This window comes from Brevundimonas sp., from assembly GCF_041648615.1.
Classification (GTDB): Bacteria; Pseudomonadota; Alphaproteobacteria; order Caulobacterales; family Caulobacteraceae; genus Brevundimonas.
Genome location: NZ_JBAZOS010000031.1, coordinates 1 through 23,841 on the forward strand (window position 1 = coordinate 1; position 23,841 = coordinate 23,841).

Here is a 23,841-nt window from a genome sequence, read left to right on the forward strand (position 1 = left end):
CCGACGGCGTTCGCGAGCCTCTGAACCGTCGCGCCACCATCGGCATCAACTTCCGCTAAACCCGGAAGGCCGATCGGCCAGACAACAACAGCCGCCGGCCCCCGAAAGAGGGCCGGCGGTTTTTGCTGGGCGCGGCGGGGTGGCCAAGGCGGCGCCCGCTCGCTATCCCGGGCGTCAGTTTCAACGGATGACCTCCCATGCGCGTGGCGATGATCGGTACCGGCTATGTGGGGCTGGTGTCAGGGGCCTGTTTCGCGGACTTCGGCCATGAGGTCGTTTGCGTCGACAAGGACCCGTCCAAGATCGAACGGCTGGAGCGGGGCGAGATCCCGATCTTCGAGCCGGGCCTGGACGACCTGGTCGCCGCCAATGTGCGGAGCGGGCGGCTGTCGTTCGCGCTGGACGGAGCGGCCGCGATCCGCGCGGCCGACGCGGTCTTCATCGCCGTGGGCACGCCGTCGCGGCGCGGCGACGGCCATGCCGACCTGTCCTATGTCCATGCCGCGGCCGAAGAGATCGCCGGCCTGATCGAGGGCTTCACCGTCGTTGTGACCAAGTCCACCGTGCCGGTCGGGACGGGCGACGAGATTGAACGCATCATCCGCCAACGCCGGCCGGACGCCGACTTCGCCGTGGTGTCCAATCCCGAATTTCTGCGCGAAGGCGCCGCGATCGAGGACTTCAAACGGCCGGACCGGGTCGTGGTCGGGACGGACGACGAACGCGCCCGGGCAGTGATGCGCGAGCTGTACCGCCCGCTGAATCTCAATGAGACGCCCATCCTGTTCACCGGGCGGCGCACGTCCGAGTTGATCAAATATGCGGCCAACGCCTTTCTGGCGATGAAGATCACCTTCATCAACGAGATGGCGGACCTGTGCGAGGCGGTCGGGGCCGACGTGCAGGAGGTGGCGCGCGGCATCGGCCTGGACAAGCGGATCGGCGCGAAATTCCTTCATGCCGGCCCCGGCTATGGCGGATCATGCTTCCCCAAGGACACCCTGGCCCTGGTCCGGACCGCGAGCGACGCCGGCGCGCCGGTCCGGCTGATCGAGACGACGGTCCGGATCAACGACGCCCGCAAGAAGGCCATGGCCGGCAAGGTGGCCGCGGCCCTGGGCGGCGAGCTGAAGGGCAAGACCGTGGCCCTGCTGGGCCTGACCTTCAAACCCAATACCGATGATATGCGCGACGCGCCGTCCCTGGACGTGGCTCCGGCCCTGATCGCCATGGGCGCGACGGTCCAGGCCTTCGATCCCGAGGGCATGCAGGAGGCCGCCAGATTGCTGGACGGTGTCGTGTTCAAGGACGGCCCCTATGAAGCCGTCGAAGGGGCCGATGTGGTTGTCATCCTGACCGAGTGGAACCAGTTCCGGGCGCTGGATCTGGACCGGGTCAAGCTGCTGATGCGCGGACCGGTGATGGTCGACCTGAGAAACGTCTACCGGCCCGACGACATGCGCGCCCGCGGCTTCCACTATGTGTCGGTCGGGCGGGCCTGACCGCTAGCGAAGGGCGACCCGGGTGAGGAGGGGGTGGTCGACCGCCACGGCCTCGTCCCGGGGCATCAGGGTGCGGCCGGCGCCGATGACCAGGGTCGCGGTGAGCACCGCACAGACCGCGGCGATGGCGGCCAGCTTCACGCCGTCGGCGAATTCCTGATGGATCGGACGCAAACGATTCCCCCGCGACGAGTACGAATCGTTTCCAGCATCTGAAGCGCCCTGCCGCAAGTCACGGAACGGTGTGCGCCCACAAAAAAGGACGGAGCGGGGCTCCGTCCTTTATCGTTGTTGGGCGCTATCGCGCGCTGCGTGGCGGCTCGCTGCGAGAGCCGCTGCGCCGGATCAGCCGCGGAACGGGCGGATCAGGATTTCGACGCGGCGATTCTGCGCCTTGCCTTCGGCGGTGGCGTTCGAGGCGATCGGGGCGCTCTCGCCGCGGCCGTCGACGTACAGCCGGTCGGCGAGGACGTTGCGGCTGACCAGGGCCTGGGCCACGGACGAGGCGCGCTGCCGCGAGAGGTTCAGATTGTAGTCGTCGGCGCCGTCGGAGTCGGCATGGCCGACGATGTCGATGATCGACTGGTCGTAGCGGTTCAGCACGGCCGCGACATCGTCCAGCGTGGCGTTGAAGCGCGGCGTGATGCTCGACTGGTTGGAGGCGAAGGTGACGTCCGACGGCATGCGCAGGACCAGGTTGTCGCCCTGACGCGCGACGCCCACGCCCGAGCCGGACAGTTCAGCCTCCAGTTCGCGCTGCTGGCGGTCCATGTAGGCGCCCACTCCGGCTCCGCCCAGCGCGCCGATGCCGGCGCCGATCAGGGCGTTCTTGCGGCCTTCCTCGGAGTTGGAGGTGTTGGTCAGATAACCCAGCACGGCGCCGCCCAGGGCGCCGGCGATGGCGCCCGTGGCCGTGTTGTTGCGGCGCGGCGTCGAGCTGTAGGGGTCCATGGTGGTGCAGGCGGCGCCGCCGAGGAGGATGGCGACGCTGGCGCCGGCGAGGAGAAGCTTGCTGTGCATGGTGGTGTCCTTTGACGTGAAATCGGCTGCCGTTGAAACGTGGGCTTACGGTGAAGGTTCCGACCTGTACGGCGGGTGAACGCCGCGCCCCGGCTTTGCCAAGGTCGCGGATTAGGGCGTAAGGAACCGACATCTCGATCCTGTGAGGCCCTGCCGTGAGCGTGACCCTGACCCCCGAAACCGCCCCGACCGCAAAGCGCGCCATCGAACCGGTGTCGATGAAGCTTTACGATGCCGACTTCCAGGCGTTCGCGGACAAGCTTGGGACGTCGTTCAAACGCTACGGCTTCGCGGTGATCGCCGACCATGGCCTCGACGAGGGTGTGATCGAGGCGGCCATCGAGGCGGCCAGGACCTTCTTCGCCCTGCCGGAGGCGACCAAACGCAAATATCACCAGCCGGGCACGGGCGGGGCGCGAGGCCTGACCCCGTTCGGCGTCGAGGCGGCCAAGGGCGCGGCCACGGTCGATCTGAAGGAATTCTGGCACGTCGGTCGGGAACTGCCCGAGGGCCATCCCTATCGCAAATACATGCGCGACAATGTCTGGCCGACCGAGGTCGAGGGCTTCCGGGAGCACCTGTACGGCATGTTCGCGGCCATGGACGAACTGGGGGCGAAGATTCTGCGCGCCATCGCCCGCTATCTGAAGCTGGGCGACGACTTCTTCGAGGACAAGGTCGAGATGGGCAACAGCATCCTGCGGATGCTGCACTATCCGCCCGTGCCCGCGGGCGCCTCGGGCGTGCGGGCGGGGGCGCATGAGGACATCAACGTCATCACCCTGCTGCTGGGGGCCGAGGAGGCCGGGCTGCAGGTGAAGGACGCCGACGGCGAGTGGCTGGACATCGCGCCGCCGCCGGGCGCGCTGGTGGTCAATATCGGCGACATGCTGCAGCGGCTGACCAACCACGTCCTTCCGTCGACCAGCCATCGGGTCATCAATCCGGCGCCCGAGCGGGCCAGCTTCGCCCGCTATTCGACCCCGTTCTTCCTGCACTTCAACCCGGACTTCGTGATCGAGACCCTGCCGGGCATGATCGGCCCGGAGAACCCGGACCGCTACGCCGGCAAGGCGATCATGGCCGAGGATTTCCTGACCGAGCGGTTGAGGGAAATCCGGTTGATCTGAGGACGGGCGGAAGCCCCGTCTATCGGGATATTCTCAACTGGGTGATGTCGCGGCCGATCGCGGCGAAGGCCTCGGACAAGGCGGCCCCGCTGCCGGCGTTGTAGTAGCCGGTGGCCGTCGAGGCGCAGTACTGCAGCAGCGTGTCGGCGTCGGCCCCCGCGGCGATCTGGAAACCCACGGTATAGACGACGACGCCTTGCGCCTTCATGGCGTCGCACAGGGCGCGGCTCTGACTGAACGGGTCGCCGTTGTCGGGGGAACAGCCGTTGCTGACGTCATTGTTCGCGCCATAGCCCACGGCGATCACGCCCTGGCAATAGGGAGCGTTGAACTCGCCGTCGGTCATGATGATCACGGCCTTCAGCGTTTCCGAGGTGTCGTAGGGCGCCGCGGAGGCCGACGGCCACAGCGTGCTGAAGGTCGGGGACACCATGTACCAGCCCCAGGCGATGCCGATCTGGCCCCCCGTTACGCCGTTGGTCGACAGGTTGTCGATGTTCGTCTTGATGGTGGCGGCGTTGCTCGACAGGGGCTGGATGACGCTGTTCAGGCAGGCCGAGTTCGCGCCGGGCGTGGTGTTCAGGCCGGGATAGTGGCGCCCAACCCGTGCGGAAGCGTTCGGCACGGCGTCTGTTGCGCGCTCGGCGCCCAGTCTCTCTGTCACGCAGCTGCTGACGCTATGGGTGGTCAGATCGCCGTTGCCGTCCTCGAAGGTGAAGTATTGGCAGCCGTCCCGGGCGCACCACGACTTGCCGCCCGAGGTGTAGGGCGTCAGCGACGCCGAGGTCGGATCGATCGTATAGGTGTTGGCCGTGACGTTCCCGACCAGGAAGGTCTGGTTGTTGATCTGGGACATGCCGCCGACGTCGGTAATGTAGACATAGTCGTTGAACGCCAGACCGTGGTTGGCAGAGGTCACGGTAATGGAACAGTCGATGTCCCTGCACTCCTGAACCCGACCCGCCGTGCCGGAGAAGGTTCCGTAGGTGCGGCCGTCCACGCGAACGCCCGCCGTATTGTAGAGCTCGAAGGTGTTGGTCGTCTTGTTGGTGACGACATACGGCTTGTTGTTCAACTGCGTCATGCCGGAGACGCCGGTGATCCACACCACATCCCCGTTGGCGAAGCCGTGGCCATTGGAGGTGATCACAACGGGCCGGGCCTTGGTGGCGGCCGTGATCGTCCGCTGCGGGCCGATGAAATTGATCACGGCGTTGGTGATGGTTGTCGATCCCGTGACCGGTCCGCGAACGGCGTTCAGATAGGTTCCCGGGTTGACCGCCATCGACCATGGCACCAGGGCGACCTTGGAATAATACGGCGTCTGGACCGGCTGGACGATCAGGTCCACGAGGTCCTTGGCCGCCGCCTTCAGGTCGACCAGCTTCTGGCCGGCCATGGAGCCGGTGATGTCGAGCGCCAGCGACACCTCGATGTTGCGCGACGATCGATCGACCTCGGAATGGGCGCCGACCGGCAGGGTGTCGTCCATGAACTTGCCGTAGGGCGGCAGGAAGATGTTGGCGACCAGGGTCTTCACGTCGACCTTGGAATTGGCGATCACCACGTCGTCGCTGTTCAGCACGAAGCTGGTGGCGGCCTCATCCAGGGTGATGTTGGGATAGGCCTTCAGATTGGCCCTGAGCGAAGCGAGGCCGACGCGCTGAAGGTCGGCGCTGGCCGTGTAGGGCGATCGGGCGGCGGCGAGGGCGGCCGCGTCCAGCGCGTCCTGCAGGTTCACCCGCACCGTCGAGGCGCGGTGGATGTCGACCCCGCCGACCGTCATCAGGATCAGTACGGGAAGGCTGAGGCCGAACAGCATGGCGACATTGCCGCGCGCATCGTCGGCCATGCGGCGGGTGAAGGCGCGCAGGCCGCGGCCCAGGCCGGTCATCCAGGTTTTCAGCCCCATCGCCGCATCCGCCGTCCGCCCCGGGCGCTGTCCGCCCACGCTCGTCCGGCGGAAGATGAACCAGCCCGGTTAAGAGAAGGTCCCATGCCGACGGTTAACGGGGCCGTCGGCCCTCGAACGGATCAGGCCTCCCAGCCGCAGGTCTTGCCGCGGTTCCGGACCGTCAACCAGGCGTTCAGCGGGGCGAAATAGTCGGTCACGGCCGAGGCGTCATTGCCGCTCTCGCCCGTGAAGGCCTGCATCGCTTCGGGCCAGGGCCGCGACTGGCCCATCTCCATCATCCGCTCGAAGCGCTCGCCGACCTGCTTGTTTCCATAGATGGAGCAGCGGTGCAGCGGCCCGGTCCAGCCGGCTTCCTTGCAGGCCGCGCGCTGGAACTGGAATTGGTAGATGTGGGCCAGGAAGTAGCGGGTGTAGGGGGTGTTGCCCGGGATATGGTATTTCGCGCCGGGGTCGAAGGCGTTGGCCGGACGCGGTCCGGGCGGGACCAGGCCCTGGTATTTCAGCATATTGGCCGACCAGGCGTCATTGTATTCCGCCGGGCTGGTCTCGCCGTTGAAGACGCCCCAGCGCCAGCGGTCGACCATCAGGCCGAACGGCAGGAAGGCGATCTTGTCCAGCGCCATCTTGAGCAGGAAGGGGATGTCCTCTTCCTCGCCCGGCACGGTCTGCAGCAGGCCGATCTGGTTCAGATAGGTCGGGGTCAGGGCCGACAGGCCGACGAAGTCGCCGATGGCCTCATGGAAGCCGTCGTTCGCCCCGTTCTTGAACAGGAAGGGCTGATCCTTGTAGGCGCGCTGGTAGTAGTTGTGACCCAGCTCGTGGTGGACGGTGTAGAAGTCGTCGCCGTTCACCTGGGTGCACATCTTGATGCGGATGTCCTCGAGGTTGTCGAGGTCCCAGGCCGAGGCGTGGCAGACCACCTCGCGATCGCGCGGCCGGGTGATCATCGACCGCTCCCAGAAGGTTTCCGGCAGCTCGGGCAGGCCCATCGAGACGTAGAAGCCCTCGCCGGTCTCGACCATCTTCCTCGCGTCGTAATTCGAGGCGACCAGCCGTTCCGTCAAATCATAGCTCGAGGCCCCGCCCTCGGCGGGGGCGACGACATCATAGATGTTGCCCCACTGCTGCGACCACATATTGCCCAGCAGATCGGCGCGGATCGGGCCGTGGTCGGGCTGGACCGCATCGCCGTATTTCGCGTTCAGGCGGCTGCGCACATAGCAGTGCAGGTTCTCGTAGAACGGCTTGACCTGGGTCCACAGCCGGTCGGTCTCGGCGGCGAAGGCGTCGGGCTCCATGTCGTAGCCGGCGCGCCACATGGCCCCGGTGTCGGCGAAGCCCAGCTCGCGGCTGCCCTCATTGGCGATCTCGACCATGCGGGTGTAGTCGGCGGCCATGACCGGGGAGATGGTGCGCCAGCCTTCGTACAGGGCCTTCGTCTCGGCGGGATCGCGGCTCTCGGCGATCAGGGTGGTGGCGTCGTCGAGCGTGATCTGTTTGCCCTTGTACTCGAACTTGCCGACCGAATAGGTCGAGTCCAGCCGGGTGGTGATCTCGGCCAGCTCGCTGGCGGCGCCGGGGCGGTTGGGGGCCGGCAGGACGATGCCGAGGCGCAGCAGGTTCAGCTTGCGGCGGACGTCGTCGGGGACCTGAACGTCGTTGAAGGCCGCGGCGCCGTTGGCCAGTTCGACCTGCAGCTCGGTGTATTCGGCGTTGACCCGGCTCTCCAGCCACATGGTGTCGTGGGTGATGTTGGTGGCGCGGGTCCACTGGATGCGGGCGGCCTCCTCGCTGAGGGCGGCGAGGCGGGTCTCGGCGTCGGCGACGAAGGCGGCGGCGGAGGCCGCCGTGATCGGAGGGGCCATCGCAGCATCCGTCACTGCGCCCGCCTGAGCGTCAGACCCGGGCATCGCGCCGTCGGTCGATGCGCAGGCTCCGGCTCCGGTCAGGGCGCAGACGGCGGCGGCGGTCATCAGGGTGCGTTTCATGGGTTCCTCCGGGCGCGGTTCGGTCGCGTCATTCGGCGGGCAGGTGAGGGGACCGGGACCTTGCCGTCAAGCGGGGCTGTCAGCCGAGGACGCAGCTCGCCAGACCGTCGTTGCGCACCGTGCCCATCGCCGCCTGGATGCGCGAGGTGCGGCGGCGCACATAGGGGCCGGGGCTGGAGGCGTTGTACCGGCGCGGGCTCGGCAGGATGGCGGCCAGACGCGCCGCCTCGCGGGCGCTGAGGTCCTCCGCCGACTTGCCGAACCAGTGCTGCGCCGCGGCCTCGGCGCCGTAGACGCCCGGAGCCCATTCGGCGACGTTGAGGTAGACCTCCATGATCCGCCGCTTGCCCCAGACGGTCTCGATGGCGACGGTGTAGCCGGCCTCCAGCCCCTTGCGGATCCAGTCGCGGCCCGGCCACAGGAAGACGTTCTTGGCGGTCTGCTGCGAGATGGTCGACCCGCCGCGGACGCGGCCGCCGCGCTCATTGGCCTTCAGCGCCTTCTCGATCGCCTTCATGTCGAAGCCGTGGTGGGCGCAGAAGGTCGAGTCCTCCGACGCGATCACGGCCTGGACCAGCCGCGGCGAGATCCGGTCCAGCGAGCGCCAGCGGTAGTCGAGGCCCTCGCCCTCGATCAGGCGGGTGACCATGAGAAAGGTGACGGGCGGGGGCACGAACCGCTGCAGCACCATGCCGCCCGACGCCAGCAGGAGCAGCAGCAGGAACAGGGTCAGCAAGGGCCGGCCCTTCTTAACGGTCTTGGTCAGCCCCGACATCGGGGGATCGCAGCACGGCGGGCGCCGGCTTGGCAAGCGTGATCAGATGGTGGCGACGCCGGCCTGTCCGTCCTCATCGGCCCAGGCGACACGGGTCGCGTCGGCGCTCATGGCCAGGGCGGTGATCGGCGCGCCGCGCTCGGCCTTGAGGAAGTTCAGGCCCTGTCCCGCCGGATCGGCCAGCCAGACCCGGCCGTCGTTGAGACCCGCCGCCAGCAGGCCGTGCTTCGGCTGCGACGCCACGAGCGCGACCAGACTGCCCTCGTCGAAGCCGATCTCGGTCGCCTCGCGGCCCATGGGGCCATTCGAGCCGACGAAGGGCCACAGCACGGCGCCCTGAGCCCCGGAGGTGGCGAGCAACTGGCCGTTGGACAGGAAGCTCATGGCCCGGACCTTGGACGGATAGCCGCCCATGCGCAGGTTCTTCTGATCCTTCAGCCGCCAGCCATGCAGCTGGGCGTCCTGCATGGCGGTGACGACGAAGGCCCCGTCGGGCGAGAAGGTCACGGCCGTGTGCGATCCGGCCCATTTGAGGAAGGTCGGCTTCTGCTGGGCGATGCGCGCGAACCACAGGGCCGCGCCGCCGTAGGTCGAGGTCGCGATGCGCCGGCCCTTCGGGTCGAAGGCCACGCCCGAGACCGTGCGTTCGTGCTGGAAGTCGCGGCGGAAGCCGGCGTCCTTCGCGTCGATGACCGTCAGGGTCTTGCCGGCCGAGAAGGCGATCAGCCCGCTTTCGGCCGAGGCGTCGACGGCGTCGATCCACTGTCCCCTCGCCGTGGCCAGAACGCCCGCTTCGTCGCGTCGGTGCCAGATCAGCCGGCCGTCGTCGCCGCCGGTCAGCACGCCGTCGCCGGACGGATGGGCGACCGCGCACAGGATGGCGCCGTCATGGGCGGCGCTGAACTCGCCGCCCTCGAAACGGACCGAGCCGTCCCCGAGGGCGAAGATCGCGCCCGTGTTGTCGAACACGGCCGCGGTGATCTGGGCGTCGAAGGTGTGGGTCTTCACGCCGCGCAGGCCTCGAACCCGGCCCTCAGCGCCGCCTCGTCCAGATCGCGGCCGATGAAGACGGCGCGGGACCAGCGGCGTTCGTTGGCGCCCCACGGCTTCTGCAGGTCGCCCTCGAGGATCATGTGCACGGCCTGGAACACCAGGCGGCGATCCTCGCCCTGGACGTCGATGATGCCCTTGGCGCGCAGGATGTTCTGACCCTGCTCGCCCAGCAGCCGGTCGAGCCAGGCGGTGAATTTCGTGCCGTCCATCGGTCGTTCGAGCGACAGGGAGACGCCCTTGATGTCGTCCTCGTGGGCATGACCGCGCGCGCCGTGGGAATGGCCGTGGTCATGATCATGGCCGTGATCGTGGTGATCATGACCGCAGTGCTCGTCGTGGACGTGGCCGGCCTCGCCATGGGCGGGGTTGGCGAACTCGGGATTGATGTCGAGGATCCGCCCCAGGTCGAAGCCGCCGAGGCCCAGCACCTGGTCGAGCGGCACATTGGCGCGTTCGGCCCGGGTGATGGGGGCCAGCGGGTTGAGCTTGCGCAGCCGGCGTTCGACCTCGACCAGCTCGGCCTCGGTGACGAGGTCGGTCTTGTTGAGGATGATGCGGTCGGCGAAGGCGACCTGTTCGCGGGCCTCCTTCGAGTCATCGAGGCGGGCCATGACGTGTTTGGCGTCGACCAGGGCGGTGACGCTGTCCAGCTGCGTCTTCGCCTTGACGTCCTCGTCGACGAAGAAGGTCTGGGCCACCGGGCCCGGGTCGGCCAGGCCGGTGGTCTCGACGATGATGGCGTCGAAGGCGGGCTTGCCGGGACGTTGCCGTTTCATCAGCCCGGCGACGACGCGGATCAGGTCGCCGCGCACGGTGCAGCAGACGCAGCCGTTGTTCATCTCGAACACGTCCTCGTCGGCGCCGACGACCAGATCGTTGTCGATGCCGATCTCGCCGAACTCGTTGACGATGACGGCGTAGCGCTTGCCGTGGTCCTCGGTGAGGATGCGGTTCAGCAGGGTGGTCTTGCCGGCGCCGAGGTAGCCGGTGAGGACGGTGACGGGGATCTTGTCGGTCATGGGCGGCAGATGGCGTGTTCGGGGAGGTTTGTGAAGGAGGGATGAGGGATGAGGGATGACGGATCAGGGAGTGTGACTCCCGAAGGCACAGGTGGGTCCACGCTCTTCCCCTGGTCCCTGGTCCCTCATCCCTCATCCCTCATCCCTTATCCCTTGGCCCTAGCAGGCAGGGCAGTCGGCCAGCGGCTCCGCTTCCAGCTGAAGCGTGGTGTGGCCGATGCGGAACCGGCCGCGCGCCATGGCTTGCGCCTCGACCAGAAGGGCGTCGGCGTCGGGGCGTTCGTGGCACAGGTGGGCGGTCAGCGCCGTCTCTGTGGTCGACAGGCCCCAGACGTGGAGGTCGTGCACGGCCGTGACGCCGGGCAGGGCCAGGAAGGCGGCGCGGATCGCCTCGACATCGACGCCGCGCGGCGCCGCGTCCATCGCCAGATTGACCGAGTCCTTGAGCAGGCCCCAGGTGCCGATCAGGATCACCGCCACGATGCCGAGACTGACCAGCGGATCGATGATCGACCAGCCGGTCATCCAGATGACACCGCCGGCGATCACCACGCCGATCGAGACGGCGGCGTCGGCCATCATGTGAAGGTAGGCGCCCTTGGCGTTCAGGTCCGAATGCTGGTCGCGCATGAACATCAGGGCGGTGCCCAGGTTGATGACGAAGCCGATGGCCGCGACGACCATGATCAGGCCGCTCATCACAGGGGCCGGTTCGGCCAGACGGCGGACGGCCTCGAAGGCGATGGCTCCGCAGGCGAAGATCAGCAGCAGGGCGTTGGCCAGGGCCGCCAGCACCGTGGCCTTGCCGTAGCCATAGGTGTTCTGCGAGCCGCTGGCCCGCCGCGCCAGCCAGGCCGCGCCGCCGGCCATGGCCAGGCCCAGGACGTCGGACAGGTTGTGGCCCGCGTCGGCCATCAGGGCGGTCGAGCCGCTGAACAGGCCGGCGCCGAACTCGACGCCGACGAAGGCCAGGTTGACGACCAGACCGACGGCGTAACGCCAGTCGCCCGTATCGACCGGGCCGTGGCTATGGCCGCCATGGCCGTGCCCGTGGTCGTGACCCCCGCCATGGCCGTGCCCGTGGTCGTGACCCCCGCCATGGTCGTGGGCGTGGTCGTGCGAGTGGTGGTGATCGTGATGCGCGTGCGCCATGCGCCCAGTCCTAGTGCTGATGCGCCACGACGAGAAGGCCGATCACGATCAGGGCCCCGCCCAGCACCGCGCCTTCATAGCGGGCCCAGCGTTCCAGCCGCAGCACCGACCAGCCCGCGCGGGCCAGAAGGGTGAAGACCGCCATGCCGGCGACGGTGCCGACCGCGAAGGTCACGGTCAGGGCGGCGAGGACGACGAGGCCCTCCCCAGCCTGGGACAGATAGATGGGCAGCAGCACCTCGCCGGGCGAGACGGCCATCATGAGGACCAGGCCCCAGAAGGCGGCGGCGTGCGAGACGGTCGGCTCGGCCAGCTCCAGCGGCGGCCCGTCGGCGGGGACGGGACGCCGGAGCAGGGACCGGCTCAGATAGAAGGCGCCGAACAGGAACAGCAGGACGGCCGACAGGTGCGGCAGCAGGCCGGATACCCACTGGTCCATGGCCAGGCCGGCGGCGACGATCAGGCCGCCGATGACTGCGGTGGTGAGAATGTGTGCGAGACCCGCGGCGGTCACCGCCCCCATCATCCGGGGCAGGGTCCAGCGCTGCGCCCGGCCGACCAGCACGAACGGCAGCCAGTGGGTCGGCAGGGCCGCGTGCAGGAAGGCTGTCACGAAGCCCGCGCCCAGCAGGGACAGGATCACGGGTTGCTCAAGGTCGGACGGCGTCATCGTCGCCTCCATAGCCTGTTACTTTATAACAGTCGAGGGGTGGATTCCGGTTTTCGGGCGTGGCCGGCCATGCCCGTTTTTTCGCCCGTCCGCGTTGACTCGGGCACCCCTCTGCGTCTATGTCGCCGCTCTTCGCCCGAGGGGGTCCCCCGTCGGGCTTATTCTTTTTGCGTTTCGCTGAGGCTTCAACATGTACGCGGTGATCAAGACCGGCGGCAAACAGTACCGGGTTCAGCCGGGCGACGTCATCGTGGTCGAGAAGCTCGACGGCGATGTCGGCTCGGACGTCTCGTTCGGCGACGTGCTGATGCTGGGCGGCGACAAGGGCGTGACCCTGGGCGCTCCCCTGATCTCGGGCGCGGCCGTCGCGGCGACCCTGGTCGAGACCCGCAAGGGTGAGAAGATCAAGATCTTCAAGAAGACTCGCCGTCAGGGCTATCGCCGTACGAACGGCCATCGCCAGATGGAAACCGTCCTGCGCATCACCGGCATCGACGGCGCCGGCGAGAAGGCCAAATGGGACGGCGAAACCTCGCTGATGACCAAGGCCGAAATGAACCTCCGCGCCCGTGGCCTCGCCCCGCGCGTCGAGGAGACCGAGGTCAAGGCCAAGCCGGCCAGGTCCCCCAAGGTCATCGACGCCGCGCCGAAGGCCGAAGCCGCCGCTGACGCGCCGGTCGCCGCCAGGAAGGCTCCGGCCAAGAAGGCCGCGCCCAAGGCCAAGCCCGCCTCCACCGACGAAGCGTAAGAACAGTTAGAGACAGGGAGCAGACCTATGGCTCACAAAAAATCCGGTGGTTCGTCGCGTAACGGTCGCGACTCCGAGTCGAAACGCCTCGGCGTGAAGAAGTTCGGCGGCGAGCGCGTGCTGGCCGGCAACATCCTCGTGCGCCAGCGCGGCACCACCTTCCATCCGGGTGACAACGTCGGCCTCGGCCGCGACCACACCCTGTTCGCCACCGTCCACGGCGCCGTGAAGTTCACCAAGAAGGCGAACGGCCGTTGTTACGTGTCGATTCTTCCGGCCGACGCCGAAATGCCGATGGCCGCCGAGTAGCGCAGACCGACTGAAACCCGGATCGCGCAAGGCTCGAGAGCCGCGATCCGGACCAGGGAACTATTTCCGCGGGGAGTCTGGATCACCAGGCTCCCCGTTTTCGTTTTCCCCGCCTCGACGCCGCCCGAGCCCTCCAAGGAGGCGGCCGTTCGAACGAGGCCTGTGTCATGTGCGTGATTGAACCCTCTCCCGTCGTCGAGACGCGGCGTCTGGCCCTGCGCTCGCCCGGCGCCCAGGACATCAGCCGTCTGGCGACCCTGGCCAACGATCCCGACGTGGCGCGGATGACCCTGCGCATGCCGCACCCGTTCGGCGTCGCCGACGCCGAGGCCTTCGTGCTGCAGGTCGCGGTGCAGGATCCGAAGCGGGCGCGCACCTTTCTGATCGAGCACGAGGATCACGGCCCGGTCGGGGTCATCGGCCTGTTCGAGGACAGGGATCCGGCGCCCGAGGTCGGCTACTGGATCGCGCGGCCGTTCTGGGGTCGGGGCTACGCCACCGAGGCGCTGCAGGGCGCGACGGTCTGGGCCTCGAGGGCGTGGAAGCGCCGGGCGCTGATGGCCGGGCATTTCACCGACAATCCGGCCTCGGGCCGGGTGCTGGAGAAGGCCGGCTTCCTCTACACCGGCGAGGTGCGCAAGGGATTCAGCCGCGCCCGCAACGCCGAGGCGGAAACGCGCCGGATGGTGTGGTTGCCGTGATGTGAAGCGTTCTCCCTCCCCTTCATGGGGAGGGATGTCGACGCGAAGCGGCGACAGGGTGGGGCACGTCTGTGCAACTCCCCACCCGGTCGCTACGCGACCACCCTCCCCATGAAGGGGAGGGAGAGCGCATGCCTTATCCGAACAGCGTGGGGCCGAAAATCGCAGCCATGGCGATGGCTCCACCCGCGACCGCCACGACGGCGCCGGCGATGAAGGCCGCCCAGGTGCGGGCGGCGCGCTTGCGCCGCAAGCCCGAGGTCTTGACCGACCGCAGCATGACGCCGGGCTTGGGTCCGAAGACTTCCGAGCCGGAAATATTGTGCTGGGACATGAACGCGCTCCCTGATCCACCGCCCCTTGCGGGTCAGGGAGACCGAAGCAGGCCGGAAAAGGCGAAACAATGGCGAACGCCGGTCACCCACTGATCCGTGATCGGATGAACAGCGGTGCGCGGACCCCTATCCGCAATAGATCAGGCGGCCGCTGTAGCCCCGGTAGTAGCCCGTATACGGATCATATGAGCGATAGTGGGCCCGGCACCAGTCGGCGCGCGATCCGTACTCAGCCCCGGAACCGTAACCGCGGCCTCCCGCCGGATAGAGGAGATCCGGGCGGCCATAGGCGCCGTACCAGGCGGCTCCGCCCTGGCCGTAGCCGCCCTCGGCGGAGCCGTGGCCGCGAGGCCCCGGATAGCCCGAGCGGCCGTATCCTCCATTGTAGCCGTAACGCCCCTCGCCATAGCGGTCATAGCCGTCCCGTCCATAGCCGGCCAGGTCGCGATAATCGCTGCGCGCCTGCGGACTGACCCGGCGGCGCTGGTCGCGCCACGCCGCGCCGCAATCGATGCGGCTCGCATCCCAGAAGGCGTCGCAGCGATAGTCGCCCGGGCGGTCCAGCTGACTTCGCCAGTCAAAGGTGGAGGGCGCGGCGCTCCAGCCGCTGCGTCGTCCGTAGCCGTCGCGATCACCGTAGCTCTGGTCGCCGTAACGGCTCTCGTGGGTTCCGCTCCACGACTGGGCCGCCGCGGACGCGGAACTCAGCGCCAGGACAGCGGCTGTCAGCAGGGCGAAACGGCGCATGGTTAACTCTCCGAAGCGGCCAGATACGCGGCCCCAAAGACGACAGCACTGAACGTGGAAGCTAGAGGGTCAGGGCGACCCGTCCGCCGCGGGTGGAGACGTGTCGCATCAGCACGATCGGCTCCCCGCCGGCGCTGACCGGCGCGATGACGAACCAATTGCCGTCGGGCAGGTTGGAGAATTGGAAGCGGTTGTTCTCGCATCGCGTCTCGCGGACGAACGAACGGTAGTCGGCGTTGGGGTCGGGCACGGTGCGGGCGCGCACGACGGCGACCGGGATCGCGGCGCGGTCGGTCGATCCGTACAGGGTCTGGAACCGGGCGCGCGTGTAGGGGGTGTCGGGCGTGAGGGCGACCGAGCCGGTGCAGTTGAAGGCCTGACCCTGGCGCCGGTAGTCGACGCGGCCGTCGATCGAGGCGCGGCCCTCCCGGGCCGACCAGGCGAAATCCTCGGCGCGGAAGGCCGTCGAGGAGGCCCGGGGCGCATAGCCCGGGCCCGCGCCATATCCGCCCGGGGACACGGTCTCACACGCCGCCAGGGAGGCGGCCACGGCGGCGATGGTGATCAGGTGGCGGGCAGACATGGCTCTCTCCGTGGACACGCGGGTCGAACATCGCGATCAGACGCTCAACGCCGACATAAGGTCAAGGTTGCGAGGCGTCCGGCTGTGGGCCAAAAGCGCGCATCAACCCGGCGCAGACCGGGTATAGGGACCGCTCATGACAGTCACTTTCGACGATATTCTGGCCGCCCGCGACCGCATCGCCGGCCAGGTGGACCGGACGCCCACGCGCTATTCCCGGCGCCTGTCGCAGCTGACCGGGGCCGAGGTCTGGGTCAAGTTCGACAATCTGCATTTCACCGGCAGCTTCAAGGAACGCGGGGCCCTGAACCGGCTGCTGCAGCTGACGCCGGAGGAACGGAAACGCGGCGTGGTGGCGGCCAGCGCCGGCAATCACGCCCAGGCCCTGGCTTATCACGGCGCCCGTCTCGGCGTGCCCGTGACCATCGTCATGCCCGAGGGCACGCCCTTCACCAAGGCCGACGGCACCCGGGCCCACGGGGCCACGGTGGTGATCAAGGGGCTGGATTTCACCGGCTCGACCGAGGAGGCGCACCGGCTGCGCGACGAGGAAGGCTTCGTCTTCGTCTCGGCCTTCGACGACGAGGGCATCGTCACGGGGCAGGGCGTCTGCGCGGTGGAGTTCCTGGAGGACGCGCCGGATATCGAGGCCCTGATCATCCCCATCGGCGGCGGCGGACTGATCGCCGGCTGTTCCGTGGCGGCGAAGGCGATGAAGCCGGACATCCGCATCTTCGGCGTCGAGGCGGCCATGTACCCCTCGTTCGCCGCCAGACGCCGGGGCGAGGTCGCCAAATGCGGCGGTCAGACCATCGCCGAGGGCATCGCCATCAAGGCCGTGGGCGACATCCCCTTCGCCATCGCCGACCCGCTGGTGGAGGATGTGCTGGTCTGTCAGGAGGCCGACTTCGAGACGGCGGTGGCCTATTACGCCACCCTGGAGAAGACGGTGGCCGAGGGCGCCGGCGCCGGCGGCCTGGCGGCCCTGCTGGCGTATCCGGACCGGTTCAGGGGGATGAAGGTCGGACTGGTGCTGTGCGGCGGCAATATCGACGCCCGCATGCTGGCCGTGGTCCTGAACCGAGAACTGGTGCGCGAGAAGAAGATGATCGTCTACCGCATTCTCGGCGACGACCGGCCGGGCATGCTGTCCAAGATGAGCGCCGTCATCGGCGGCGCGGGCGGCAACATCATCGACGTGGTGCACAACCGGCTGGCGCTGGACGTGCCGGCCAAGGGCGCGGAGTTCGACATCATGGTCGAGACGCGCGGCGAGGCTCACGCCATCGAAATCAGACACGGACTGGAAGAGGCAGGCTATGCGCTACGGATGGGCTAGGGGCGTCGCGGCGCTGTCGATGGCGGCGGCCCTGGCGGGGTCGCTGGTCGCCTGCAACCGCGAACCGGCCGCGCCGGACGAAAGCGCGGCGCAGAACCTGCGGGCCGCCGAGTTCTTTCTGAGCTCGAACGCCAGGGCCGAGGGCGTGAAATCCCTGCCGTCGGGCGTGCAGTACAAGATCATCCGCTCGGGCCCTCCGGGCGGCGAGACGCCCGACCGCAACGATCTGGTCCGCGTCGACTACGAGGGGACGCTGACGGACGGCACGGTGTTCGACAGCTCGTTCCAGTCGGGCCAGCCGGCGGTGTTCACGGTCGGCGACGTGGTGCCGGGCTGGACCGAGGCCCTGCAGCAGATGCGGGTCGGCGACGAATGGCTGGTCTATGTGCCGCCGGCCCAGGGCTATGGCGAACAGGGCCGGCCGGGCATTCCCGCGAATGCGGTGATGGTGTTCCGGATCAAGCTGCTGGACATCGCCCGGACGCCGGGCGGCGAGCGCGGCGGACCGATCGCCCAGGGCTAGATGTGAATTCTCCCTCCCCCTTGTGGGGAGGGTGGTCGCGTAGCGACCGGGTGGGGAGGGCCGGACGAACCCGAACACCGGTCCATGCCTTTGCCGAACCGCCCCACCCGGCTTCGGCTTCGCCTCAGCCACCCTCCCCACAAGGGGGAGGGAGAAGCCGTGACAGCGCCCAGGCGGCCGCGTCACGCACCACGGCGTCCGGATCCTCGAGCAACCGTTCCGCCGACGGGACCAGCTCCGGATCGCCGCTGTTGCCGATGGCGTAGAGGACATTGCGGATGAACCGGTCGCGGCCGATCCGCTTGACCGGGCTCTTCGAGAACAGGGTCCGGAAGGCCGCGTCGTCCAGCGCCGCCAGATCGGCGAGACGCGGCGAGACCAGGGCCTCGCGCGCCTGCACCCGCGCCTCGCTCGAGGCCGCCGCGAACTTGTTCCACGGACAGACGGCCAGACAGTCGTCGCAGCCGTAGATCCGGCTTCCGGTCGCCACCCGAAACTCTTCCGGCCACGGCCCCGCGAATTCGATGGTCAGATAGGACAGGCAGCGCCGGGCGTCGAGCTGGAACGGCGCGGGGAAGGCGTTGGTGGGGCAGGCGTCGAGGCAGGCGGTGCAGGTGCCGCAGTGCTCGCCCTCGGGCGGATCGGGCTCCAGCTCGGCCGCCGTCAGGATCACCCCCAGGAACAGCCAGTTGCCATGGGTGCGGCTGAGCAGATTGGTGTGTTTGCCCTGCCACCCCAGACCCGCCCGCTGGGCCAGGGGCTTCTCCATCAGGGGGGCGGTGTCGACGAAGACCTTGACCTCTTCGCCGGTCCGGGCGGCGATCTGGCCGGCGAGGGTCTTCAGCCGTCCCTTGATGACCTCGTGATAGTCGTCGCCGCGGGCGTAGACCGAAATATAGCCTGCCGACCGGTCGGCCATTTCCGGCAGGGGATCGGTCTCCGGACCATAGTTGAGACCCAGGACGATCGCCGTCCGCGCGCCGTCCCACATGGCGGTGGGATGCGCCCGGCGCTCCAGCGTCGTCTCCATCCAGCCCATATCGCCGTGGCGGCCCGCCTCGACGAAATGCGCCAGCCGCTCGCCCGCGCTCCACGGCGCCGCGGCCGAGGCGAAGCGGCAGGCGTCGAAGCCCAGGGTCTCGGCGCGTTCGCGGATGAAGGGACGGACATCGACCGGCATGGATGGCCTCTCTCACACCGCCGGGATCAGCGGAAGGAAAGGATCAGAAATCCAGATCGGCGTACCAGGCCGCGCCGGCGACCCCGGGGAACCGGTCGGTCAGCAGGGGGCGGAAACAGGGGCGGGATTTCAGCTTCATGTACCAGGTCTTCAGGCCCGGCCAGTTGGCCCACGGAACCTCGCCGAAATAATCCAGCACCGACAGATGGGCGGCGGCGACGAAGTCGGCCTGACCGATGCGGCGTCCGGCCAGCGCGTCCCGGTTCGCCAGCAGCTCCTCCAGCATGGCGAGGTGCGATCTCAGGGCTTCCCGCCCGGCGCGAAGAGCGCGGGCGTCCGGCGATCCGAGGCGCAGCAGGGGCTTCTCCATCCGCTCGTGCAGCAGGACGGCGTTGACCTCGTCGGTGAAGCGGCGGTCGAACCAGCCGACCAGTCGGCGGGTCTCGGCGCGCTCGGCGGGGTCGGTCGGCATCAGGAAGGGCTCGCGCGAGCGGTCCTCGAGCCAGCCCAGGATGGCGGCGGGTTCGCACAGGGTCAGGGACCGGCTGTCCTCGGTGACCTGAAGCACGGGCGGCATGCCGGAGGGGTTCAGCCCGGCGACCGGACAATCGTCCTCCCACGGCCGGACGAGGGCCTCGGTGAAGTCCCGTCTGGCCTCGCCCAGCGCCAGGCGCACGGCGCGCGAGCCCGGATCGAAGGCGAAATGATACAGGACACAGGCCGACATGGGCGCTTCATGCACGCGAGGGCGTTAAGCCCGCGTTAGCCACGCCCTCAGGCCCAGGGCCCCTTTCGGGGATTCTGCGGCGAGGCGCCGGCGTCTTCCGGCGTTTCGGCGAAGACTCCGCCATGAAGCTCGGCCCGGCCGCGCGGATCGGGATGGATCAGGATGTCGGCGCGGGGCCAGCCCGCCAGCAGCCGGTTCTCGGCCTCGACGACGATGGCGTGGGCCGCCTCCAGCGTCAGATCCGGATCCAGATCGATGTGCATCTGGATCATGGCCACGGACCCCGCCATGCGGGTGCGCAGCTGGTGCACGCCGGAAATCCGGGGGTCGGCGAGCACGGCGGTGGTCATGGCGATGCGGTCGCTTTCGGGCAGGGCCTTGTCGACCAGATGGTCGGCGGCGGTCTTCAGCATCCCGTAGGCGCCCCAGAACAGCCAGACCGCGACGACCAGCCCGGCGGCGGCGTCCAGTCCGGGCGCGGACAGAAACGCCCCGGAAATCACGCCGATCAGGACCACGGCGTTGGCGGCGAGGTCGGCGGTGTAGTGGGCGCGGTCGGCCTCGATCGCCATGGACCCGCTGGCCTTGATGGCGCGGCCCTGCATCCAGACCAGCCAGCCGGTCAGGGCGATCGAGATCAGGATCACCAGCACGCCCCAGTAGCCGGAGGTCACCGGGCGGGGCTCGAAGATGCGCTGGATCGCCTCCCAGCCGATGAACAGCGCCGAGGCGAACACCAGTCCCGCCTGCACCATGGCCGCGAGGGCCTCGCCCTTGCCGTGGCCGTGGCGGTGGTCCTCGTCGGGCGGGAGGGCCGCCCAGCGGACGGCGAAGAAGACGCCGAGCGAGGCCACCAGATCGAGCGCCGAATCCGCCAGCGAGGCCAGGATCGACACCGAGCCGGAAGCTCCGAGCGCGAAGGCCTTCAACGCGATGAGGACCACCGCCACGCCGACCGACAGGCGCGTGACGGCGCGGGTCGCGGAATGGGCGTCGTCGAGGGCGTTGGCCGGGGCGGGGATCGTCATCGCCGTCTTGTCGCGGAAAGCCGTGGCCCTGCCAAGGCCGCGCGCCTCGGGGGCGTTAGCTTCATCGTCACGAAAGGACCGCATCCTTGATGTCCGATGGTTCCACGAGGCCGAGGTTTCGGAGGCTGGCGTGCAGATGACGGACACAGTTCGCTGGATCGGGCGAGGCGAGGCGCTGGCCCGGCTGGGGGTCAAGTCGCAGACGCTGTACGCCTACGTCAGCCGGGGCCGGATCGCGGCCCGGCCCGATCCGGACGATTCCCGCCGCAGCCTGTACGCCGCCCATGATATCGCCCGCCTGAGCGGCGAAGCCGTCGAGGCCGACGATTTCGCCGTCTATCGCCGCACCCCCGGCGGCGCGGCCCGGGGCGAGGCGGATGTCTGTTCCTCCCTGACGGTCATCGCCGGGGGGCGGCTGTTCTATCGCGGTCTGGACGCCGTCCAGCTGGCCGAGACCGCGACGCTGGAGGAGGTGGCCCGGCGACTGTGGGACGCGCGGGCGGTCAATCCGTTCGCCGGGGTCCGGCCGCGGGTCGGGGCCGTCCCGGGCGGTTCGGTCCGGGCGCGCCTGTTCGCCGCCGTGGCCCGCCGCGCCGAGGAGGACGCCGATCCCAAAGCCCGTTCCGTCGAGGATCTGCGGCTCGAGTGCGCCCGCGTGCTGGACGAGGCGGTGGACGCGGCTGTCGGCTCGGGTCCGCGCCTGTTCCTTCACCAGCGGCTGGCGCGCGCCTGGAAGACGCCCGAACGCGACGCCCATCTGATCCGTCGCGCCCTGGTGCTGTCGGCCGACCATGAGATCAATCCGGCCGTGGTCGCGACACGGGCGGCGGCCGGCGGCGGCGCGGCCCCGGCGGCGGCGGCTTTCGCGGGCCTGCTGACCATGGCCGGATCGCCGATGATGGCCGAGCTGACCCGCGCCTCGGACTGGATCGTCGCGGTGCGGCGTCAGGCGGCGGACGCCGCGCGCCGCGCCCATGAAATGGGTCGCCTCGTCGGCTTCGACGCTCTGGAGGACTATCCGGCGGGGGACCCGCGCGCCGCCGCGCTTCTGGCGGCGGCCGATCTGCCGGCCGACCTGGCCCGCGCCGTGCAGGAAGGCGAGACGGCGACGGGGCGCAAGGCGAACTTCCCCCTCGCCCTGGCCGTGATCGCCCGGCGGCTGGAGCTGCCGCGCGACGGGGCCGCCGACCTGTTCCTGATGGGGCGTCTGGCGGGTCTGCTGGGCCATGCGCTGGATCAGGTGACGAACGGCTCGCCTATCCGGGCCCGCCTGCGCTATGTGGGGCCCGAACCGGGCGCGCACTGACGACCCGATCTGTTTGACGGGGCGTTATGGCGGACTGGCTGGCGGCGATCATCCTGGGTCTGGTCGAGGGACTGACCGAGTTCATTCCGGTGTCATCGACGGGCCACATGCTTTTGCTGGGCCATTTCCTCGGCTTCGAGAGCAACGGCAAGACCTTCGAGATCGTCATCCAGCTGGGCGCCCTGCTGGCCATCGTCAGCGTCTATTTCAAACGGCTGTGGGCCCTGGCCACGCGCTGGCCGTTCGACCCCGAGGCCCGCCGCTTCCTGATCGGCCTGCTGGTCGCCTTCGCGCCGGCGGTGGCGGTCGGCTTCCTCGCCTATGACTTCATCAAGACGGTGCTGTTCGAGACGCCGCTGGTGATCTGCATCGCCCTGATCGTGGGCGGCGTCCTGCTGCTGTGGCTGGACCGGATGAAGAAGGTCCCGACCTTCCTCGAGGCCGACCGCTATCCGCTCCGGGTCTATTTCCTGATCGGCCTGTTCCAGTGCCTGGCCATGATCCCGGGCGTATCCCGCTCGGGCGCCACCATCGCGGGCGGTCTGCTGCTGGGCACGGACAAGCGGTCCGCCGCCGAGTTCAGCTTCTTCCTGGCGCTGCCGACCATGGGCAGCGCGGTGGCCTATGACCTGCTCAAGAGCTGGGACGGGCTGGACTTCAGCGACGGCGGCCTGATCGTCATCGGCTTCGTCACGGCCTTCCTGACGGCCCTGGCCGTGGTGCGGTTCCTGCTCGACTTCGTCAGCCGCCATGGCTTCGCGCCCTTCGCCTGGTGGCGGATCGCGGTCGGCGTGGCGGGGATCGTCGGCCTGGCCCTGACCGGCGGACTGTAGCCGCGGCTCAGGCCGTCGCTTCGGCGAACTGGCCGCCGCGGCGGTAGCGCCACAGATAGGACGGGGCGATGGCCTCGACGCCGGTCGGTTGAACGCCCAGCTCGGCCAGGCCCTCGGCGCCGTCGGCGACGACATTGTCCTTCTCCAGCAGCACGACCTGGTCCCGGGTCAGCACCGGCGGAAGGCCGACCATGGCGGTCAGCTGGGCCATGGAGCCGATGGCGCGGGCGACGAAGAAGGGCAGGGGGATCAGGCCGTTCGAACGGTAGGTCTCGCGCAGGACCAGCTTCAGCACGTCCTCGAAGGTCATGACCGCCGGCCCGCCCAGTTCGAAGGTGCGGCCCGCCGCCTCGGGCAGGACGGTCGCGCGGGCGATGGCCTCGGCCACGTCGCCGACATAGACCGGCTGGAACCGGGTCTTGCCGCCGCCGATCAGCGGCAGGAAGGGCGAGACCTGGGCCATGCGGGCGAAGCGGTTGAAGAAGTCGTCGCCGGCGCCGAAGACGATCGACGGCCGGATCACCACCGCGTCCGGCTTGACCTCGCGCACCGCCATCTCGGCGGCGGCCTTGGACAGGGCGTAGTCCGACTCGCTTTCGGGATCGGCGCCGATGGCCGAAACCTGCACCAGCCGGTTGATGTTGGCGGCGGCGACCGCCTCGGCGATGTTGCGCGAGGCCTCGACGTGCAGGGCGTGGAAGCTGCGGCGGCCCGATTCGTACAGGATGCCGATCAGATTGATGGCGGCGTCGGCGCCCTCCAGCGCGCTGGCCACCTGGTCCGGATTGTTGGCGTCGCAGCGCACGGCCTGGATCTGGCCGACCGTGCCCGAGGTCTGCAGCTTCCAGGCGCGGTCCGGGCGGCGCACGGCGACGCGAACGCGCCAGCCGCGGCGGGCGAGGGCCCGCACCAGCTGGCTGCCGACGAAGCCCGAGCCGCCGAAAACGGTGACCAGGCCGGGGGCGACTTCGCTCATCACAGGGACTCCAACAGGCGGCGGCGGACGCGGGGCGAACCCCGTGCCGGGGCCGGATTAGACGATGGCCGCCCCCCTCGCAACGCAAAGCCGACAAAAGCCTGTTGACCCGCTGGGGGGGCTGCCTTAAGGGTCCGCGCCTTCCGGACGGATAAGCACGCAGGTGCGAAACCGTCTGGGCCCAGGTGGCGGAATTGGTAGACGCGCTGGCTTCAGGTGCCAGTGATAGAAATGTCGTGGAGGTTCGAGTCCTCTCCTGGGCACCATCTTCTGAACGGCGCC

25 protein-coding genes and 1 tRNA gene are annotated in these 23,841 nt (G+C 68.9%); 10 read left to right on the top strand and 16 right to left on the bottom strand.

Annotation, left to right across the window (positions count from 1 at the left end; genetic code table 11):
- The first annotated feature begins 197 nt into the window (after window positions 1–197).
- Window positions 198–1,502, top strand: a complete 1,305-nt coding sequence (locus WC555_RS11635; RefSeq protein ID WP_373253741.1) for a UDP-glucose/GDP-mannose dehydrogenase family protein — start codon at window positions 198–200, stop codon at window positions 1,500–1,502.
- A 3-nt stretch (window positions 1,503–1,505) separates the two neighbouring features.
- On the opposite strand, the gene WC555_RS11640 is transcribed toward WC555_RS11635, so the two are convergent.
- Window positions 1,506–1,676, bottom strand: a complete 171-nt coding sequence (locus tag WC555_RS11640; RefSeq protein WP_373253742.1) for a hypothetical protein — start codon at window positions 1,674–1,676, stop codon at window positions 1,506–1,508.
- A 171-nt stretch (window positions 1,677–1,847) separates the two neighbouring features.
- Complete coding sequence (locus WC555_RS11645) at window positions 1,848–2,522, bottom strand: OmpA family protein (protein ID WP_373253745.1); 675 nt, start codon at window positions 2,520–2,522, stop codon at window positions 1,848–1,850.
- Window positions 2,523–2,740: 218 nt separating this feature from the next.
- Here WC555_RS11645 and WC555_RS11650 point away from each other — a divergent pair, with 218 nt between their 5' ends.
- Window positions 2,741–3,652 carry an isopenicillin N synthase family dioxygenase gene (locus tag WC555_RS11650; protein ID WP_373253810.1) on the top strand — a complete coding sequence of 304 codons (912 nt, stop codon included), beginning with the start codon at window positions 2,741–2,743 and terminating at the stop codon, window positions 3,650–3,652.
- 19 nt (window positions 3,653–3,671) lie between these two features.
- Here the strand turns inward: WC555_RS11650 and WC555_RS11655 are convergent, their stop codons facing one another.
- The 7 genes from WC555_RS11655 to WC555_RS11685 form a co-directional block, all read right to left on the bottom strand.
- Window positions 3,672–5,564: a ubiquitin-activating E1 FCCH domain-containing protein gene (locus tag WC555_RS11655; RefSeq protein ID WP_373253746.1), complete on the bottom strand. Its 1,893-nt coding sequence runs from the start codon at window positions 5,562–5,564 to the stop codon at window positions 3,672–3,674.
- Window positions 5,565–5,686: 122 nt separating this feature from the next.
- Window positions 5,687–7,555 carry a M2 family metallopeptidase gene (locus WC555_RS11660; protein ID WP_373253749.1) on the bottom strand — a complete coding sequence of 623 codons (1,869 nt, stop codon included), beginning with the start codon at window positions 7,553–7,555 and terminating at the stop codon, window positions 5,687–5,689.
- Window positions 7,556–7,634: 79 nt separating this feature from the next.
- Window positions 7,635–8,330 (bottom strand): monofunctional biosynthetic peptidoglycan transglycosylase, encoded by a 696-nt coding sequence (gene mtgA / locus WC555_RS11665; RefSeq protein ID WP_373253751.1) that lies wholly within the window; start codon window positions 8,328–8,330, stop codon window positions 7,635–7,637.
- Between the two features lie 42 nt (window positions 8,331–8,372).
- Window positions 8,373–9,338 carry a WD40 repeat domain-containing protein gene (locus WC555_RS11670; protein ID WP_373253753.1) on the bottom strand — a complete coding sequence of 322 codons (966 nt, stop codon included), beginning with the start codon at window positions 9,336–9,338 and terminating at the stop codon, window positions 8,373–8,375.
- Complete coding sequence (locus tag WC555_RS11675; protein WP_373253754.1) at window positions 9,335–10,402, bottom strand: GTP-binding protein; 1,068 nt, start codon at window positions 10,400–10,402, stop codon at window positions 9,335–9,337. Before WC555_RS11675 ends, WC555_RS11670 begins: the two co-directional genes overlap by 4 nt.
- Window positions 10,403–10,561: 159 nt before the next feature.
- Window positions 10,562–11,554 carry a cation diffusion facilitator family transporter gene (locus WC555_RS11680; RefSeq protein ID WP_373253755.1) on the bottom strand — a complete coding sequence of 331 codons (993 nt, stop codon included), beginning with the start codon at window positions 11,552–11,554 and terminating at the stop codon, window positions 10,562–10,564.
- Window positions 11,555–11,564: 10 nt separating this feature from the next.
- Complete coding sequence (locus WC555_RS11685; protein WP_373253758.1) at window positions 11,565–12,224, bottom strand: hypothetical protein; 660 nt, start codon at window positions 12,222–12,224, stop codon at window positions 11,565–11,567.
- 190 nt (window positions 12,225–12,414) lie between these two features.
- Between WC555_RS11685 and rplU the strand changes: the two genes are divergently transcribed.
- The 3 genes from rplU to WC555_RS11700 all read left to right on the top strand — a co-directional run bounded on the left by rplU (window position 12,415) and on the right by WC555_RS11700 (window position 13,982).
- Window positions 12,415–12,972 (top strand): 50S ribosomal protein L21, encoded by a 558-nt coding sequence (gene rplU / locus WC555_RS11690; RefSeq protein ID WP_373253759.1) that lies wholly within the window; start codon window positions 12,415–12,417, stop codon window positions 12,970–12,972.
- Window positions 12,973–12,999: 27 nt separating this feature from the next.
- Entirely contained in the window at window positions 13,000–13,281 is a 282-nt protein-coding gene (gene rpmA / locus WC555_RS11695; RefSeq protein WP_373253761.1) for a 50S ribosomal protein L27, read from the top strand.
- Between the two features lie 167 nt (window positions 13,282–13,448).
- Entirely contained in the window at window positions 13,449–13,982 is a 534-nt protein-coding gene (locus tag WC555_RS11700) for a GNAT family N-acetyltransferase (protein ID WP_373253762.1), read from the top strand.
- A gap of 136 nt (window positions 13,983–14,118) precedes the next feature.
- Here the strand turns inward: WC555_RS11700 and WC555_RS11705 are convergent, their stop codons facing one another.
- The 3 genes from WC555_RS11705 to WC555_RS11715 all read right to left on the bottom strand — a co-directional run bounded on the left by WC555_RS11705 (window position 14,119) and on the right by WC555_RS11715 (window position 15,647).
- Complete coding sequence (locus WC555_RS11705) at window positions 14,119–14,316, bottom strand: hypothetical protein (RefSeq protein ID WP_300466214.1); 198 nt, start codon at window positions 14,314–14,316, stop codon at window positions 14,119–14,121.
- Window positions 14,317–14,443: 127 nt separating this feature from the next.
- Window positions 14,444–15,064, bottom strand: a complete 621-nt coding sequence (locus WC555_RS11710; RefSeq protein WP_373253764.1) for a BA14K family protein — start codon at window positions 15,062–15,064, stop codon at window positions 14,444–14,446.
- A 61-nt stretch (window positions 15,065–15,125) separates the two neighbouring features.
- A complete protein-coding gene (locus WC555_RS11715; RefSeq protein ID WP_373253765.1) occupies window positions 15,126–15,647 on the bottom strand; it encodes a hypothetical protein in 522 nt (173 codons plus the stop codon).
- 136 nt (window positions 15,648–15,783) lie between these two features.
- Here WC555_RS11715 and WC555_RS11720 point away from each other — a divergent pair, with 136 nt between their 5' ends.
- Window positions 15,784–16,986: a threonine ammonia-lyase gene (locus tag WC555_RS11720; protein ID WP_373253767.1), complete on the top strand. Its 1,203-nt coding sequence runs from the start codon at window positions 15,784–15,786 to the stop codon at window positions 16,984–16,986.
- Complete coding sequence (locus tag WC555_RS11725) at window positions 16,967–17,509, top strand: FKBP-type peptidyl-prolyl cis-trans isomerase (RefSeq protein ID WP_373253770.1); 543 nt, start codon at window positions 16,967–16,969, stop codon at window positions 17,507–17,509. The genes WC555_RS11720 and WC555_RS11725 overlap by 20 nt, the downstream gene beginning before the upstream one ends.
- 124 nt (window positions 17,510–17,633) lie before the next feature.
- On the opposite strand, the gene queG is transcribed toward WC555_RS11725, so the two are convergent.
- Genes queG through WC555_RS11740 form a run of 3 tightly spaced genes read right to left on the bottom strand, consistent with a single transcriptional unit; the run spans window position 17,634 to window position 20,444 of the window.
- Window positions 17,634–18,689, bottom strand: a complete 1,056-nt coding sequence (gene queG, locus WC555_RS11730) for a tRNA epoxyqueuosine(34) reductase QueG (protein ID WP_373253772.1) — start codon at window positions 18,687–18,689, stop codon at window positions 17,634–17,636.
- 43 nt (window positions 18,690–18,732) lie between these two features.
- The gene (locus WC555_RS11735) at window positions 18,733–19,416 is read right to left on the bottom strand and encodes a glutathione S-transferase family protein (RefSeq protein WP_373253774.1); all 684 of its coding nucleotides are present in this window, start codon (window positions 19,414–19,416) and stop codon (window positions 18,733–18,735) included.
- A gap of 47 nt (window positions 19,417–19,463) precedes the next feature.
- Complete coding sequence (locus tag WC555_RS11740; RefSeq protein ID WP_373253775.1) at window positions 19,464–20,444, bottom strand: cation diffusion facilitator family transporter; 981 nt, start codon at window positions 20,442–20,444, stop codon at window positions 19,464–19,466.
- Between the two features lie 136 nt (window positions 20,445–20,580).
- Between WC555_RS11740 and WC555_RS11745 the strand changes: the two genes are divergently transcribed.
- Both WC555_RS11745 and WC555_RS11750 read left to right on the top strand, forming a co-directional pair.
- Window positions 20,581–21,750 carry a citrate/2-methylcitrate synthase gene (locus WC555_RS11745; protein ID WP_373253778.1) on the top strand — a complete coding sequence of 390 codons (1,170 nt, stop codon included), beginning with the start codon at window positions 20,581–20,583 and terminating at the stop codon, window positions 21,748–21,750.
- A gap of 26 nt (window positions 21,751–21,776) precedes the next feature.
- Window positions 21,777–22,583 carry an undecaprenyl-diphosphate phosphatase gene (locus WC555_RS11750; protein WP_373253780.1) on the top strand — a complete coding sequence of 269 codons (807 nt, stop codon included), beginning with the start codon at window positions 21,777–21,779 and terminating at the stop codon, window positions 22,581–22,583.
- Window positions 22,584–22,590: 7 nt separating this feature from the next.
- Here the strand turns inward: WC555_RS11750 and WC555_RS11755 are convergent, their stop codons facing one another.
- Window positions 22,591–23,559 carry a complex I NDUFA9 subunit family protein gene (locus WC555_RS11755; RefSeq protein ID WP_373253782.1) on the bottom strand — a complete coding sequence of 323 codons (969 nt, stop codon included), beginning with the start codon at window positions 23,557–23,559 and terminating at the stop codon, window positions 22,591–22,593.
- A 179-nt stretch (window positions 23,560–23,738) separates the two neighbouring features.
- Here WC555_RS11755 and WC555_RS11760 point away from each other — a divergent pair.
- A tRNA-Leu gene (locus tag WC555_RS11760) sits at window positions 23,739–23,825 on the top strand.
- The last annotated feature ends 16 nt before the right edge of the window (window positions 23,826–23,841 follow it).